This is a genomic window from Aeoliella sp. (genome assembly GCF_965227375.1).
Taxonomy (GTDB): domain Bacteria; phylum Planctomycetota; class Planctomycetia; order Pirellulales; family Lacipirellulaceae; genus Aeoliella.
In genome coordinates, this window is the sequence record NZ_CBDDFX010000002.1 from 1,703,810 (window position 1) to 1,719,817 (window position 16,008).

Genomic DNA, 16,008 nt, shown 5'->3' on the forward strand with positions numbered 1-16,008 from the left:
CGCCAACTGTTTCGGTGCAACCCGCCGCCTGTCCTAGGGCTATCGCCAACCCTCAAAGCAAGCAGTTGTCCAGGGATGTGCTCTTGGCCATTTCATTAGCGCTGGCAAGCACTTTTAAGCCATTAAAACACATCGTTGTTGTTTTTAAACATTTTTCGAAAACCCCTATTGGAGAACCCTCACGCTAGCACGCATAATCCCTCCAACGTTGGTGACAGCCAAGGAGGGTTGGAACCAGAACTGAACACGGAGGTTCAGGATTTATGTTGCACGGATCGCAACGAGCGGTGGGCCTAATTGCCCTTGCACTTTTTTGGAGCGGTACAGCGTCGGCACCCGCGGCAAGCGTTGCCTCGTCGACACATTTCACTGTTCTCGCTGCAAACCAACGGTTAGCGGACAAGGTTGTCCAGCGAGCCGAAACTCTGTTAACGCGGTTGAGTGCGGCGTGGCTGGGAGAAGTGCTCCCAGCCACCCGCACAGCCAATCCAACCGCGACCACAACCATCTATCTAGAGATCGACGACGATCGATCTTCGGCTCGCACGCTGATCGGTACCCCCGAAGGCGGGCACATGATGTGGCTGTATGGCAGCGAGGAGGAGATCACCGGTTCCTTGCTCGACCATGAGTTGGCGCACGTTGTGCTTGCTTCGCGTTTTGGCGACGCGATGCCGATTTGGGCTAACGAGGGCATTGCCAGTCGTTACGACAACGAGCGGCGCAAGACCATTCGTCAGCAAAAACTGGCTGGCTTCGTTGCCATCGAGAGTTGGCCACACCTCGACCGGCTACTTGAGAGCGAAATACGCCAGCAGTGGCAATACGCGGCCGCGGAAAGTCTAACTGACTTTCTTATCGAGCGGGGCGGCCGTCAGAAATTCGTCGAATTCGTGGCCGACTCGAGAGGCAGCGTCGAACGAGCGCTAGCCGCGCATTACGGCATCCGGTCGGTGTCGCAACTCGAACACCAGTGGCGTGCGGCGGTGAGAAAGCAGGTTTCGCGCCAGCAGCGACCCGTGGCAGCAACTATTGCTGGCGAACCACGCTACGTTCGTTAGCATTCATGCCAGGCGTGCGGACTTCGTACTCCAGCTCGAATTGGTCGGAGCCTTCCACCTTGTCCCATTCTTGAATGCCCTTGAACTCCGGCTCGCCGGCGGGATCGTACAAGAAGGATACGGTGCCAACCGGTGCGTGGACGAACGACTTGCCCGGTACCACGGTCCAGGCGGTGCCATTGATGTACATGACCACCGATTCGTCCGTGGGGTTGTTCAAGCGAACCTTGCCTTGTAGAAGTTCGCCCACGCGGCCGCGTAGTGCAGCGTCCTCGCTCATCGCACCAAGGGTTTTGTCGCGAAACTCATCGGCCGTTACCATTTGACCGATCTTGCTTTGAGCGATGGCAAGGTTTGTTTTTAGGGCTTCCACCTCCGTTTCGAGCTCAACTAGACGAGCTCTCAGGTCTTCGATGGCTAATTGATCGACGGTCAGGGCGGGTGCACCGGCTTCTGCAGCGGCCTCTTCTGGCATGTCTCCGGCCCCTAAGGCATCTTCCGGCGGTTCGGCGGCTGCTTCCTCAGCTGCGGCAGGTTCTTCGTTGTCGACTCCCGCAAACAATTCGTCTGCGTCAGTGCCTTCGGCTTCGCCAGCGTTGTCGCCATCTTCCGCCGTGGTTTCTTTCGGCGGGAACTTTGTGGCGGTGGGTTCTTGTGCCCAACTGCATCCGGCGGTGACCAAAATGGCAACGAGGCAAACGAACAAGCGAGTAACCATGTCAGGGCTCCCGAACTGGGGGTGAATATGGGCTTGGGCTCACAGGCGGGGCTGCGGCTAACCTCTAAGTTGGCTGCCGCCACCGCGGGTGTCAACTAGATGCAGTGAAGTCACTGGAAGACTGGCGAAATAGGGGAAGAAATGCGGCGTTCTCGCGGCAATCTTCGGTGTGCAGCAGTGGTACGGCAAACAGCCCGATGATAAGCTGTAACCAGAGAGGCATTTGGGTGGAAACACGGAACATTGGAGCTTGTGATGCGCGCCCCGTTTGTGTGCCTGCTGTTGGCAGGTCTTCTGGCAGTACAACATCCCCCGGTTCAGGCCGCGGATGCCGAAGATGCCGCCCCTGCCCGAATTACTCCCAGCCAGCGACGCGTCGCCCGGCAGTTGGTAGCCCGTTTTCGCCGCGCCCGACGCGACCCCGATGCCCAGGCCAAGGCGCTTGCCGAGGCGATGCAGACCAGTCCTCTGGCCGTGGAGGATATCTGCGGCTTGATCGAAGCGCAATTGAGCCCCGCGGTGGGCAAGTATCGCCAGGACTTCTTCCGCGCGGCCGAAGGCGCTGCAGAGCGCAAGTTTGCCGAGGCCGACAAGGCGGAGATTGAGCAATTGCAGCAACAGGTCAACGCATTGCGGAACGACCCGAACCTGTCGAAGGACCTGATCAAAAAAGTGGGCGACCCAGCGATGAAGCGCCTAGCGGAGATCGCTCTGGTGGATCGCGCCGACGTGCTCAGTACGAATCGCAAGCTGGTCGAACGCCGCGAGAACTTGCTGCCGTCGGGCAAGCTGTGGGAGGTGGCGCAAGGCTACCTGGCCAAAGCTGCCCCCAAGGTAGCCGCCACCGACGATCAAGGCGGTGCGCTCACGTTCGACGAGTTCCTGACTCAAGAGGAAGAGATCGCGGTCCGCCTCGCCTTGCCGATGTCGGCCGAGCACCGCGCGGTCTTGGCTGCCAACGAGCGTCTGGCGGCCAAGCTCGATCCTGAGGAAGCCAAGTGCGTGTTGTCGCTCAATCTGATGCGCGTGCTGCTGGGCCTCGATCCGCTGCTGGTCGACCTGAAACTCACGGCCGCCGCCCGCGATCACTCGCACGACATGGTCGAACACAACTTCTTCTCGCACGAGTCGCCGGTACCTGGGAAGAAGAGCTTCGGCGACCGTGCAGCCAACTTCGGCGCACGCGCCTCGGGCGAGAACATCGCCCACGGCTACCCCACCGGCCCAGTGGTAAATCTCGGCTGGTTCCACAGCCCAGGGCACCACAAGAACATGCTCGGCGACCACCGAACCGTAGGCGTCGGCCGCGAGGGCCAACACTGGACGGAACTATTCGGCCGGGGATAGCGTTTTAGCCGGAGGCACCCTTGCCTCCGCGATTCTTAACTGCTCGACTCCTAGTGCCCACTGAGCATCTCTTGCCGATAGCGAGCCATGACGTCGCTGCGCAGCAGGAGTCCCACGAGGCGGCGGTTGGCGCCTTTGCCGACTTCCACTGGTAGCGTTTCCACGTCGCGGCTGCCGAAGTCGCTGAGGGCCTCGATCAGGTTTTCGGTGGGCGACACCGATAGCGGCGCGCGGAGCGCGATGTCTTCGGCGTTTACCAGCAGTGGTGAAATGTCGCTGTCGAGCATGCGGTGCAGGTCTTCGGCGCGGATGATGCCTATCAGCTTTCCCTCAGCGTCTTTGACCGGAAGGCTTTCGATTTCGGGATTCTCGCGGGCGACGCGGACGATATCCAGCACGGTGTCGGTGTGCTGGAGCACTGGGAATTGGCGAATCATCACATCGCGGACCATGATATGGTCCAGGTGGTGCAGATCATGCCCTCGCGAGATCCGTTCGCCACGGCGGCTGAGTTTCTTGTAGTAGATGCTCTCTGGCTCGATCACACGGGAGACCACGCTCGACAGGCCGGCGGCGGCCATGATCGGTAGGATGATCTCGTATTGGTCCGTCATTTCGTACACGATCAGAATGGCCGACAGCACCCCGTGCGTGGTTCCGGCTACCACCGCGCCCATGCCCACGATGGCGTACATGCCCGGCGAGGCGGTGTGCTCTGGCACGATCGCGTGCACTACAATCCCCACGCACGCTCCGAGCGTCGCGCCAATGAACAGCGACGGCGCAAACACGCCGCCCGACCCGCCGCCGGCCAGCGTGAGGCTGGTACAGATTGGCTTGAGAAACACCAGCGGCAACAGCCACCACAACTCTCGCCACATTCCTGACGGATCTACTTTGACGTGCTTCTGCGCGGTGTACTGCGTGTTGAATTGCTGGTTGGTTCCCGCTGGTTGTGCCTGCAAATGCAATGCATGATCTACCACTTGGTATCCGACTCCCAACAGCGGAGGCTGCACTTGACGCCCCTTATCCACTTCCATTTGGCGCGACACCGACATGTGAGGCGGCGACGCCGGGTAGATGATGCCGAAGAGGCCTACCACCAGGCCCAATGCCAAAGCTCTTTGCCACCAGGACGGCAGGTAGCGTTGCGTCAAGTCTTCGGTGCCGTACAACACGCGGATAAATCCCACGGCCACGATGCCGGCGATCAGCCCGAGCAGCAGGAACAGGGGCAATTGCAGCCAAGCGTCTTCGAAGTTATAAGTCAAATCCTGGAATGCAGGCTCCTTGCCATGTTCGCCTACTTGCTCTTGCACCACACTGGCAATCACGCTGGCAATCACAATCGGCGTGAGCGACTCCACCGCGAAGCTGCCCAGGATGATCTCGCTGGCGAAGATTGCACCGGCTAGCGGTGCGTGAAACGTCGCGCTGATGCCTGCGGCGCCACCGGCGGCCAGCAGCACTTTCACGTTTCGGGCCGAGAGCCGGAAGCGTTGCCCGAACATGCTGCCCAGCGTCGCTCCGATCTGGACGATGGGTCCCTCGCGGCCAATCGATCCACCGGTGCCGATGCACAGCCCACTTGCCAGAATCTTCACGATCGCCACTTGGGGGCGAATGATCCCGTCGTGCCGAGCAACGGCCGTGATCACTTCCGGAACACCGTGGCCTTGGGCCTCGGGTGCGAAGCGTCGGGTGATATAGGAGACGACCACCAGACCGAGCGCGGGACTCAGCATCACGGCGATTTTCCACGCTGGCTGCGTTGCTGCCAGATCGTTCGCCCACCCGTACGTCCAATCGGTGACCGTGTGAATAATCTGGGTGAACAGCACCGAGCCGTAGCCAGCCAGCAATCCACACAGGGCCGCCAGGGCGATGACGAGCCCCTGCCCTCCCAGCGGGTCGCGCCGGCCGAGCGCAGCGAACATCCCTCGAGCGCGGGCGGTCCATGAACTGGCGTCTGAAGACATTTTTGCGCGAATCGGATAGCTGGATGCGGATGTACGCGGTCGATGGCCCCTAACTGGTGACACTGCACCGCGTTACAATGCGCAGCCACGTTGCGTTTTTCAACATGTCATCATAACCCTACCACTCCGATGACCACACGAAACTACAATTTTTCTGCCGGTCCCGCTACGCTCCCCCTCTGTGTTCTCGAGAAGGCGCAGTCCGAAATACTCTCGCTGCCTGGCGTGGGCGCCAGCGTGCTGGAGATCAGCCATCGGAGTCCCGCATTTATCGAGATCGCCCAGGCGGCCGAAGCCAACCTCCGCGAGTTGCTCTCAATCCCCGACAGCTACTCGGTGATCTTCCTGCAGGGCGGAAGCCGGCTGCAGTTCTCGATGGTGCCGATGAACCTGCTGGGCGAGCACGCCAACTCGGCCGACTATATCCTCACCGGCAGTTGGGGCAAGAACGCCGCGAAAGAAGCCGCGAAGGAAGGCGACATCTGCGTTGCCTGGGACGGCGGCGACACCAACTACAACCGCCTGCCGGCCGACAGCGATTTGGACCTCAACCCCAATGCGGGTTACGTCCACTTTACGTCGAACGAGACCATCCAAGGTGTGCAGTTCGCCAACGAGCCCAACGTTGGCGCGGTGCCGCTGGTGTGCGACGCCTCGAGCGACATCCTGCATCGGCCGCTCGACATATCGAAGTACGGCTTGATCTATGCGTGTGCCCAGAAGAACGCCGGGCCTGCCGGGCTGACGGTTGTGGTCATGCGCAAGGATCTGCTCGACTGCTCCAGCGACGAACTGCCGGGCTACTTGAACTACAAGACCCACGCCGACAACGACTCGATGTGGAATACGCCGCCGACGTTCGCTATTTACATGCTCAAGCTGATCACCGATTGGCTCAAGGACGACATTGGCGGTCTACAAAAGATGCACGACTTGAACAAGCAAAAGGCGGCTCTGTTGTACGAGGTGCTGGACGCGAACCCCGATTTCTATCAGGGCCACGCACAGCCCGAGTTCCGCTCGCTAATGAACGTCACCTTCCGCCTGCCCGACGACGAACTCACGGCGAAGTTCCTGGCCGCGGCGAAGGAGCAACGACTCACCGACCTGAAGGGACATCGCTCGGTCGGCGGCATCCGTGCGTCGATCTACAACGCGATGCCGATGTCCGGCGTCGAGGCGCTGCGCGACTTCATGATCGATTTCGTCGGTCGACACTAGTTTGGCCAAGCCGGACTTTTCGGGTGGCGATCGTCAGGATTGGCTGGCACGACTAGGCCTTTCCCGAGATCGCCACGCGAAAAGATCCGTTTGACGAAGACCATAGTCGGTGCCCGATTGCGACCCTGCTAACACAACTTTATTCAACGTCTAACACCCAGCGAATCCAAAATGGCAAGCGTAATTGTTCTCGACAAACTGGCTCAGGAAGGGCTCGACATGCTCGAGGCGGCTCCTGGGATCGACTACGAAGTAATCACCGGACTCAAAGGCGACGAGCTGCGCGAAGCGCTTACCCGCTTCGACGGTGCGATTTGCCGCAGTGGTGTGAAGATCACGGCCGAATCGCTGGAGGGCAATCGCCGGCTGAAGGCCATCGTTCGTGCGGGTGTGGGTACGGATAACATCGACAAGCCGGCCGCCACCAAGGCCGGTATCGTGGTGATGAACACCCCGGCGGGCAACACGCTGAGTACCGCCGAACACAGTATCGCATTGATGCTCGCCCTGTCGCGGAACGTCGCGCCGGCGTACCAGAGCCTGATCGAAGGGCGTTGGGACCGGGGCAAGTTCATGGGCACCCAGGTGGCCGGCAAGACGCTCGGCGTCATTGGCCTGGGTCGCATTGGCCTGGCGGTGGCCGAGCGAGCGTTGGGCCTCGAGATGCGCGTCATTGGATACGACCCGTTTATGACCGAAGAGCGCGCCCAGAAGTTGGGCATCGAGTTGATCAAAACAGTCGACGAGATGCTGCCGCACGTCGATTACCTCACCGTGCACACGCCGCTCACCGAGGAGACGCGCAACCTGATCGACATGGCGCAGCTCGAAATCATCAAGCCCGGCGCGCGGGTGATCAACTGTGCTCGTGGCGGAATCTACAACGAGGCGGCCTTGGTCGAAGGGTTGAAGTCGGGCAAGCTGGCCGGCGTCGCACTGGACGTTTATCCCGATGAACCTTGCACCGACAACCCGCTGTTTGGCATGCCGGGCGTGGTGTGCACACCACACTTGGGCGCCAGCACCGAAGAGGCCCAAACTTCGGTGGCGACCGAAGCGGTCGATCTGCTTACGTCGTTCCTCACTACTGGCGCCATCCGCCACGCGGTGAACGTGGCCGCGCTCGATCCCAAGACGCTCGAAGCGCTCCGTGGCTACCTCGACGTCGCCTATCGACTTGGCCGCTTGTCGGCCAGCGCGCAGCCCAGCGGCCTCGCGTCGTGTCACCTGCTGTACCGCGGCGAGATCGCGCACGAAGACACCAAGTTGCTCACCTCCGCGTTCGCGGCGGGGCTGCTCGAAGGTGCGATGGACGAGCCAGTGAACCTGGTGAACGCCGAGATGATGCTGCACTCGCGCGGCATCGAACTGGTAGAAGAATCGAACTCCGACATGGGCGCGTTCCGCTCGTCGATGGCCGTGGAGCTTTCGGCTGGCGACGTCACGCAGCGATTCAGCGGCACGCTGTTCGGTAAAGAGATGCCGCGGCTGGTGTCGGTCGACGAGCACCGCCTCGAAGCGTACCTCGACGGCTCGATGCTCATCTTCCACCACCAGGACCTGCCCGGCGTGATCGGCGCGGTGGGCACCACGTTCGGCGAGCACGGCGTGAACATCGCCCAAATGGCCGTCGGCCGCACCCAAGCGGGCGGCGAAGCGGTGGGCGTGCTGAACCTCGACGGCGACCCCTCGCCCGAAGCCATGGAAGCCATCACCGCCCTGCCCCACATCACTTCGGCTCAGGCGGTTTGCTTGCCGAAGGCTGGGGAATTGCCGTCTTGGCTGGCAGGGTAGAGAGGCGGCTTGGTGAAGCCAAGACTACCGCGCCTGGTGTAAACTTGGCACATGCCCTTCGACCCCATCGTGCTCGCGTTCTTGCTGATCGGTGGCCTGATTCTGTACGGAATCTGGACCACCGCGCAGCCATCCTGGCCTATCAAGATCGTGGTCAGACGCCGGCGCGTGGTGTCGATTCGCGGGCTTCCCGAGGCTCGGGTCGGTCGCGTCGTTGAGTTTCTGGAGGAGGACGTGGCCCCGGAATCGCGGCTGGTGATTCAAGCGGCACACGCCCAGTCGGGCCGGCTGATGACCAAGGTATCGGGCGCGGTGGACGAAGGCACTCGCCAGCGTATACGCAACTTTATGCATGCGGAACTCTAGTTTCGTGCCCCGCGTAACCCGCACAGGCCGCACGGACTGGCCCGTTTGCCGGGTTTCTCCAGCCGTTAGATATTCTCTACTGAAATTGGCGCAGTTTCTTTCCGATGGCTAATACTTGTAAGCCCTCACCCGAGGCACGCCCTCCGTTCGCCGCCATCACACTGCTGGAGTCCCGCCGCCATGCTCGAAACCGTAAACGAAGTGCCGCAACTCATCGACCGCATCGCCGATGCTCTGAATTCCAATCCTTACATCGCCCCCGGCAAGGTTCGCGTCGAGTCGAGCGAAGATGGCCGCGTTCGGTTGCACGGCCGGGTGCAGACCTTCTTTGAGAAGCAGATGGCCCAAGAGTCGATCCGCCACATCGCTGGCGAAGAACGCATTCTGAACTTGGTGGAAGTTACTTGGTGAGCCCCAACTCAACCGGTGCCCGCGGGCGGGTAAGCTGATATCATTCACCGACGAGCAGTTTCGCTTGTCGCGTTTGATCCACCGCTTCGCACCAGATGGGTTTCACCGTGTTTTGTACATTCGCTAAGTGGCTGGGAATCGGGCACCAAGCGGATCCCGTACTGCGCCGCACGCCGCGCCAGTGGCGCGAATATCTCGATCAGCACATCTGGCAGTACCGGCACCTGAGTTCGCTACAGCGAGCGCAACTGGAAGATGTGGTGCGGCACGTGGTTGCCGAGCGGTATTGGTCGGGCGGAAGCGGGTTTGAGCTGACCGACGAAATGCGGGTGACGGTCGCAGGCCAGGCGGCGCTGATGACCTTGGGGCTCGACGAGCCGTATTATTTTCACCGCATCCCCGAAATCATCCTCTACCCGCACCCATTCTACGCCACTGCGGACCAGACGCGGACGTGGGGCACCGATCCCATTCGCGGCACACGCGACGAAAGCCCGCGATTGGGCGAAGCGTGGCATCGCGGCCCGATCATTCTGGCGTGGGATAGCATCATTCACCCGCGAGACGACCAAGGTTGGCGAGTGAACGTGGTGATCCACGAGTTCACGCATCACCTGGATGGACTCGATGGCGACATGTCGGGTACGCCGCCGATAGACGATATGCAACTCGAGCGCGATTGGTACCGCGTTACCGAACTCGACTACCTGCAACTGGTGGCCCAGGCGGAGCGCGGCGAGCCGACGCTGCTGAGTCACTACGGCGCGACGAACAGGGCGGAGTTCTTCGCCGTGGCAAGTGAAGTGTTCTTCGAGCAACCACACGAATTGCGTGAGCGTCACGCGGGCTTGTACGAGGTGATGGCGAGGTTTTTTCGTCAAAGCCCCGCTGACTACCTGCCGCGCGAGGCACAACCACCACTGAAAGAAGTTGACAAGCGTCCGCGCCGAGTTCGGCGCCCGGTCATGCGTCCGGCTATTGCTAATGATCCTTTCTCGCGCGGCATGGCCGAATACCAGGACGGTGACCACGAGGCAGCCGTGCGGTCGTTCACCAAGGCGATCGCCAGCGATCCAGCAGACAGCGAAGCGTACTCGACGCGGGCGTTGGCCTACTATGGTCTGGACAAGCTGACTGAGGCGCTCGCCGACGCCCAACAGGCTCTTCAGTTGGACCCCGACGACCGCGAGGCAATCTTCGTGCGTGGTTGTGTGTTGGTGCAGCGAGGACAGTACGATGCTGGGATCGAGGATCTGAGGCAAGCTTGTGAGACGGGCGAAATCGCCGAGGCCTACGCCCACTGGGGCTATGCGTGCATGAAGCAGGGCGACGTGAAGCAGGCGATCCGCCGACTGAACAATGCCAAGTCGCTCGATCCTTACGATCCGCAAACCTACCGCTGGCGCGCCGAAGCTTACCGCCTGGCGGGCCAAGCCGAGCTGGCCGCAGAAGACGACGAGCGCGCCCGCCGATTATCGGCGGATGGCGGTCAGTGATGGCGAACCTGCTTCCGCGTCTGCGGCTCCTACTGCTACAATTCGGCGGACCGAAAGTAGCCAACCCAGGAGCCCTTCATGGATTTCAAACCGCATGCGCGTCACTTGCTCGACACGGCCCGCCAATACACGCTGAAACAACTTGCCCAGCTTACTCAGCCTGAAGATTGGGTCTACCGCCCAACGCCGAACGCGAATCACGCCCTGTGGATGGTTGGGCATCTGGCGATCGCCGATAACCGGTTCGCCACGCGGTTTCGCGAAGCCACGCACAACGTTCCCGATGGTTACGAAGCGATGTTCTGGATTGGCACCGAATGCCAATCGTCGCTGGACGCCTACCCGGCTGTTGATGAAGTGCGAGCGTACATGGACGAACGTCGTGAAAACTTGCTACGCGTGCTGGACGAGGTAACGGAGGAAGAAATAGCGGCTCCGCTTCCCGCTATGGATCCCGCCAGCCCCATGGCCACGGCACCCAACCTGGGGCACTACTTCTTCTATGGCGCGGCGCACGAGATGATTCACGCTGGCCAACTGTCCGTTTGCTGCCGCGGCCTTGGGCACGCTCCATTACGGTAGCTCCGCATTTCGCAGGTGGGCAGATTTGTCGTAAGGGACTAAGCTGGAAGGGAACCCGCGTCCCCCTGCCCTGCCCCGAGCTTCATGTCTTCGCCCGCATATTGCCGCCCCTTGGCTTACGACGCATTGCGTCGCGAGCTACCACTGTTAAGCACCCGGCGAGGGCTGGTGCGGGCGGCCTGCGCGGTGGCGTCGCACGAGGCGGGGGAATCGGAAGCCGCGCTGGCGCTTAAGTCGCTCGACGCAATGGTCGAGGCAGTTCGCAGCCGCACGCCGAGCGAGTCGCCCGATGCCTTGCTGGCCCACATGCACGACGTGATGTTCGATCTGTTAGAGTTCGGCGGCAACAAAGACGACTATTACAACCCGTCGAACAGCTACCTGCCGGTCGTGCTGGCGACGCGGCGCGGCATTCCGATCACGCTGGCCATTGTCTACAAGTACGTTGCCGCCGAGCTGGGCCTCACCGTGCATGGCGTCAATTCGCCGGGGCACTTTCTGGTGGCGGTCGAAACCGAGGAGGCGCATCAGCGTTCGCTGATGTTTGTCGATCCGTTCTACGGCGGCACGCTGCTGTCGCTGCCCGAAGCGTTCGACCGCATCGCGCAGACCACCGGCACGCACATCGAACCCGACCCACAGTTGCTCGCGCCAGCGAGCCATCGCACTTGGATCGCGCGGCTGCTGATGAACCTGACCGCCATCTTCGCCCGCGCCGGACGCGAAAAGGATCTTTACGCCATGCAGGAGTTGCTGGACCTGGTGGAGCAAGAGCATGTGGTTTAAGAGTGCCTGGGTGTCCGCAGTGGCCTGCTGGCTTGTAATGATCAGCGGGCAGGCATGGGCCGACGTGATGGTGGTGGCGAACCGCACCGAGCGGCGGGTGCCAGTGGAAATCACGTTGCCCGGCGCTCTGCCGTGGCAGGTGACCCTCTCGCCGGGCAGTTCTCGCCCGATCTTTGCCGACAGTGCAGCGAGCATCTCATTCAAATCGGGACGCAAAACCCTGAGCTACAACCTCGAGCCAGGCGCGGTCTACTTTCTGGGCACTCGCGACGATAAGACGCTCGATCTGGAGCGGATCAGCCTGGGCGACACGAAGAGCTATGTCGCCGGGCTTCCCGGTGCGGCGGCAACCACGCCCGTGGCGACGATTCCCGTCAAGATTCTGGTAGACGATGACGAGCCCACCAGCCGCGTGATGTGGGAGGGCAAGCTCCGCAAGCGTATCGCGGAGGCTTCCAAGATTCTCCACCGTCACGCGATGGTCAAGCTCGAAGTGGTGGCCGTCGATACGTGGACCACTGACAACAGCGTGACGGACTTCCACGCCACGCTGGCTGACTTCGAGAAGACGGCCGACCCGTTTCCTGGGCAGTTGGCCATCGGTTTTAGCAGCCAGTACGAACTTTCCGCCGGCCGCACCCACATGGGCGGCACACGCGGGCCGCTGCGACCGCACATTTTGTTGCGTGAGTGGTCGCGTCATGCCAGCGAAAAGGGCCGCTTGGAATTGCTGGTGCACGAGTTGGGGCACTACCTGGGCGCCGCGCACAGTCCCGAAGCCGATAGCGTGATGCGGCCCGTGCTGGGCGAAAGCTTCTCGCGGCGTAAGGAGTTCGTGCTCAAGTTCGATCCGGTTAACACGCTGCTGATATCGATGGTGGGCGAAGAGATTCGCCGCCGCCGCGTGAGCCGCTTCGACCAGGTAGCGCCAGCGACGCGCGACCGATTGCACGAAGTTTACGAGGTACTGGGCTACGCCCGGCCAGACGACCCCGCGGCCGGCGTCTTGCGTCGGCAGCTTGGCCGCCAACGACGCAGCGATCCGGTCAGCGACGCGGTGCGGGGCGTGATTTCGAAGATGACCCAGGCCGCTCGGACCAACCAGCGACTGCCCGCGGCCGGTTCCGGCGGGGCGGGACCGCATCGTTTCGAGGGCGATGAGTTGTTCGAGCAGTTCGTCCGCCTGGCGGCGCAGGAGTCGGCCAAAGCGCCGGAAGAGGTGCAGGCGAAGGTGTTCTTGATGTCTGTCGGCATCGCCGTGGGCGATCCCGAACAGCTCAACAAGTTGCCAGCCATCGCGCCGGCGCTAGCTCGCGTCGAAACGCCCGCCGAGCGATCGATTCGCAGTAGCTACATCGGCAAGCCCACGGCGCTGGGCCGAAACGACTTGGCGCGGCACTTCACGGTGGCCGCCATGTTGGTCGGGCTGCAGGGGCGCGAGTCGGCCGAGACGCTTAGCATGGCCAAGGAACTGCTCGACTCCAATGGCGGCACCGGGTTCAGCTTCGCCGACCTGGCGGCCGACAAGGCAGGCATCCATCTGGCGAGCGAACTGTTGGACGGTCGGGTGAAGCTCGACACGTTGGCCCGCGAGTTCACCACCAAGGACTACCTGCCCGACGTGGCGGAGCTGCCCGAAGGCATGACCACCATGCAATTCATCAGCCAGTTCGGCGGCCGCGACGATGCACGATTCCAGCAAATGATGGAGCGGATTGAGGGGAGTATCCGCAAGCTGCCGGCGTATCGATCCCCGTAGAACGGAATTTATTCCGTTACGATGATTAGCTTATAGCGTAGCCGGATTCGCAAGAATTCGGACTTAGTGGTTAGGCCTTCTGAATTCTTGCGAATCCGGCTACAACGATACGGGCTAACGGAATAAATTCCGTTCTACGATTTGCTATCTCAGCAGCAGATTCTTGGCGTCCGCCACGTGAGTCCGTTTGTCGCGAAGCAGATTGGCGATTTCCTCGTGGCCTTCTTGCGTCTGCGAGATCACGAGCATTCGCTTCTTAGGATGACATCGCAACGAGGTATCGTTGTTCCACTCGACCGCTGCTTCGCTCAAGATCATGTCCATCACGAGCACGAAGTCGGTGTGTTGCAGCTTTTCGGAAGGTAGATTGCGGGCGTTTTCTTCCAGCAAGTCGCCCACGGCGTATACCACCGTGTGGACGGGCTTCGCGGATTCAGTGGCGGGTGGTTCCGCAGCACCGATCGGTGTGATGGCCGCTTCGTCGGCGCCGATGCGATCGACGGAGAGCTTGGCGATCAGTTGGCCGGGCGTTTCGCCTTGTATGGTGTCGCGGATTTCGATTGACTCGCCCAACTCCAACGTGCGAACGACGCGCCAGGCGTCGGTCTTCAGCAGCGGAGCCTGCGTAGCCGGGGTGCCCTTTGTCGATCCCTGCAGGGTATCGGTGCGAGCGACGTGGGACACGCTGAACGATGCGTCGACGTGTACCTTCTCGTCCTCCAGCGATTGAACGGTCACCGTGCCGGTGGTTCCTTCTCGCATCCGCGTGACCAGCGGCTTCACTTCACCGCTATCGCTGGAACGCATTCCAGTGACAAACGGCAACTCGGCCTGCGTGGCGATGTGACCTTCCTGCCCATCGGTCACCACAATGTGGGGCGCCGCCAGCAGCTTGGATTCTTCCTTGGCATCCTGGGCGAAGATTTCGCACTTGATAACGTACTGCTTGGCCACCGGGCTGGGCGGCGAATTCTGCGGGGCCGGCGCAACGATGGCTTCCGCCGGCGGCGCCGGCAAGATGGCCGGCTCTTGAGCCTCTGTCGGGGAGAACAGCCCCATCGAAACCAGTGCCACCGCCAGTACGAATCGCATACTCGTCGCCTCCAGAGAGAATGGTGCCGGCGCAACATCGCCAGAGCGCGAGGAGATTAGAAAAGCCCGCGCTCGAGGTCAACATTGAATAGACAAGCCTGCTGGTGGCGGGGAGTGCTAGCTTTGCTGCTGATGTTTCGTCAAGCCGCACCTACGGTGTCGTATCGATGTAGCCAATTTCGACGACCCACGGGAGGTTCCGTGGTTTGTGGCGCGGAGGCTGAATCGTCAGACCGATTTCGTGGTCGCCCTGTTGCCACATCAGCATCTTCTGAGTGCCTACCAGACGAACCGAGACGACTTCGTGCGCGTTGTCCGCGTATAGTGCAGGCAGGTGTATCCCATCTTTGGGCCACGCATCGCCGATAACCCAGAGTGTCCCATGTCCGCAGATGACACGCAGGCCCTCCGTAGCGTCATTCGCAATGTATGGCGGCGGCCCAATATGGCGATGGTCCCACGGGCTGCCGTAAGCTTCCATCCACTCTGCGACTTCCTGCAGTGTGGCAAACGCCTGATCGTCGAGCGACCCGTCGGCTTGCAGCGTCAATCGCAATCGAATCCTCGTGTTCCTACTGTCGCTGGCTGCGTCGATCAATTGATCCACAAACTGACGGCTTGCTCCGTCTCCGTTTTCCAGAGTGACTTCGAACTCTTTGGGCCATCTGCGGCCATATCGATTTGGCGGCTGCGCCTCCAGCCAGGGGGCTTTGGTCGCCTCGACGACGGTGGCCGCGAGGGATGGCTCCGTGCTGGCCGACTCCGGCAATCTTAGAACTCTCCATTCAGAACGTCGGTTGCCCGCTGAGGTTGACCACCAGTTGGTACGCTCATCGTCTCGCAGTTCCCGCCGGTATAGCTCATCCTTTGGGGCGGATAGAAAGGCGGCTACGGACGCCTGGTCGGGCAAGGCGATGTAGTCGTAATCGTCGCGGTCGACGAGTTCCACCACCCGAGTTATCCACTCGCTCTGTTGCTTGGCAGACGGGTCCACACCAACGGACGGAAGCACGACCCCCCGACGAACTCCCAAGTGGTTCGCGAGTCGGAGGTACGTGGTCGCCGGTTGGTAGGCAGGCTGACGGGTCCGCGGTTCACGCCGCCAGGGAAGATCGGCATCTTCGACGATCAGGCAACTTGCCTTGGCTCGCTTAACCAGTCGAACAATCTCCTCCGCGCGGCCAGCCATTTCGTAGAAGCCGCTCTGGACGTCGGAGACATCGACTACTACCACCAACGATCCCTGCCCGCACCAGCGAGGTAGTTCATACTTTGCAGGTAGTTCACCGAGAGCCGGAGGGCACGACCACAGTAGCGCGACGAATGAGGCGGCAATTGCAGCTCGGCTGTTCGGGTTTCGCATGAGCTAGTACCTTGCTCCGTTGGAGGCGAA

Annotated in this window: 14 protein-coding genes; 10 read left to right on the forward strand and 4 right to left on the reverse strand. The window is 61.4% G+C overall.

The window, feature by feature from the left end:
- Window positions 1-461: 461 nt before the first annotated feature.
- The gene (locus tag ACQK2L_RS19775) at window positions 462-1,061 is read left to right on the forward strand and encodes a hypothetical protein (RefSeq protein ID WP_425398767.1); all 600 of its coding nucleotides are present in this window, start codon (window positions 462-464) and stop codon (window positions 1,059-1,061) included.
- Here ACQK2L_RS19775 and ACQK2L_RS19780 read toward each other — a convergent pair.
- A complete protein-coding gene (locus ACQK2L_RS19780) occupies window positions 1,030-1,779 on the reverse strand; it encodes a hypothetical protein (protein WP_425398768.1) in 750 nt (249 codons plus the stop codon). The two genes, ACQK2L_RS19775 and ACQK2L_RS19780, sit on opposite strands and share 32 nt — an antisense overlap.
- Window positions 1,780-2,034: 255 nt before the next feature.
- Between ACQK2L_RS19780 and ACQK2L_RS19785 the strand changes: the two genes are divergently transcribed.
- Complete coding sequence (locus ACQK2L_RS19785) at window positions 2,035-3,126, forward strand: CAP domain-containing protein (RefSeq protein WP_425398769.1); 1,092 nt, start codon at window positions 2,035-2,037, stop codon at window positions 3,124-3,126.
- 50 nt (window positions 3,127-3,176) lie between these two features.
- Here ACQK2L_RS19785 and ACQK2L_RS19790 read toward each other — a convergent pair whose 3' ends face one another.
- Window positions 3,177-5,108, reverse strand: coding sequence for a chloride channel protein (locus ACQK2L_RS19790; RefSeq protein ID WP_425398770.1), 1,932 nt, complete (start codon window positions 5,106-5,108; stop codon window positions 3,177-3,179).
- 129 nt (window positions 5,109-5,237) lie between these two features.
- Here ACQK2L_RS19790 and serC point away from each other — a divergent pair, with 129 nt between their 5' ends.
- From serC to ACQK2L_RS19830, 8 genes are all read left to right on the forward strand, one after another.
- Window positions 5,238-6,329, forward strand: a complete 1,092-nt coding sequence (serC, locus tag ACQK2L_RS19795) for a 3-phosphoserine/phosphohydroxythreonine transaminase (protein ID WP_425398771.1) — start codon at window positions 5,238-5,240, stop codon at window positions 6,327-6,329.
- Window positions 6,330-6,500: 171 nt separating this feature from the next.
- Complete coding sequence (serA, locus tag ACQK2L_RS19800; RefSeq protein ID WP_425398772.1) at window positions 6,501-8,123, forward strand: phosphoglycerate dehydrogenase; 1,623 nt, start codon at window positions 6,501-6,503, stop codon at window positions 8,121-8,123.
- A gap of 51 nt (window positions 8,124-8,174) precedes the next feature.
- On the forward strand, window positions 8,175-8,489 hold the full coding sequence (locus ACQK2L_RS19805; RefSeq protein ID WP_425398773.1) for a hypothetical protein: 315 nt from the start codon (window positions 8,175-8,177) through the stop codon (window positions 8,487-8,489).
- 180 nt (window positions 8,490-8,669) lie between these two features.
- Window positions 8,670-8,900 (forward strand): BON domain-containing protein, encoded by a 231-nt coding sequence (locus ACQK2L_RS19810; protein ID WP_425398774.1) that lies wholly within the window; start codon window positions 8,670-8,672, stop codon window positions 8,898-8,900.
- Window positions 8,901-9,007: 107 nt separating this feature from the next.
- Window positions 9,008-10,396 carry a zinc-dependent peptidase gene (locus tag ACQK2L_RS19815; RefSeq protein ID WP_425398775.1) on the forward strand — a complete coding sequence of 463 codons (1,389 nt, stop codon included), beginning with the start codon at window positions 9,008-9,010 and terminating at the stop codon, window positions 10,394-10,396.
- Between the two features lie 78 nt (window positions 10,397-10,474).
- Window positions 10,475-10,978 carry a DinB family protein gene (locus ACQK2L_RS19820; protein ID WP_425398776.1) on the forward strand — a complete coding sequence of 168 codons (504 nt, stop codon included), beginning with the start codon at window positions 10,475-10,477 and terminating at the stop codon, window positions 10,976-10,978.
- 84 nt (window positions 10,979-11,062) lie between these two features.
- Window positions 11,063-11,764, forward strand: coding sequence for a SirB1 family protein (locus tag ACQK2L_RS19825; protein WP_425398777.1), 702 nt, complete (start codon window positions 11,063-11,065; stop codon window positions 11,762-11,764).
- Window positions 11,754-13,523: a matrixin family metalloprotease gene (locus ACQK2L_RS19830; RefSeq protein WP_425398778.1), complete on the forward strand. Its 1,770-nt coding sequence runs from the start codon at window positions 11,754-11,756 to the stop codon at window positions 13,521-13,523. Before ACQK2L_RS19825 ends, ACQK2L_RS19830 begins: the two co-directional genes overlap by 11 nt.
- Window positions 13,524-13,667: 144 nt before the next feature.
- Here ACQK2L_RS19830 and ACQK2L_RS19835 read toward each other — a convergent pair whose 3' ends face one another.
- Window positions 13,668-14,615, reverse strand: a complete 948-nt coding sequence (locus ACQK2L_RS19835; protein ID WP_425398779.1) for a hypothetical protein — start codon at window positions 14,613-14,615, stop codon at window positions 13,668-13,670.
- 151 nt (window positions 14,616-14,766) lie between these two features.
- Window positions 14,767-15,978 (reverse strand): hypothetical protein, encoded by a 1,212-nt coding sequence (locus tag ACQK2L_RS19840; protein WP_425398780.1) that lies wholly within the window; start codon window positions 15,976-15,978, stop codon window positions 14,767-14,769.
- Window positions 15,979-16,008: the final 30 nt, after the last annotated feature.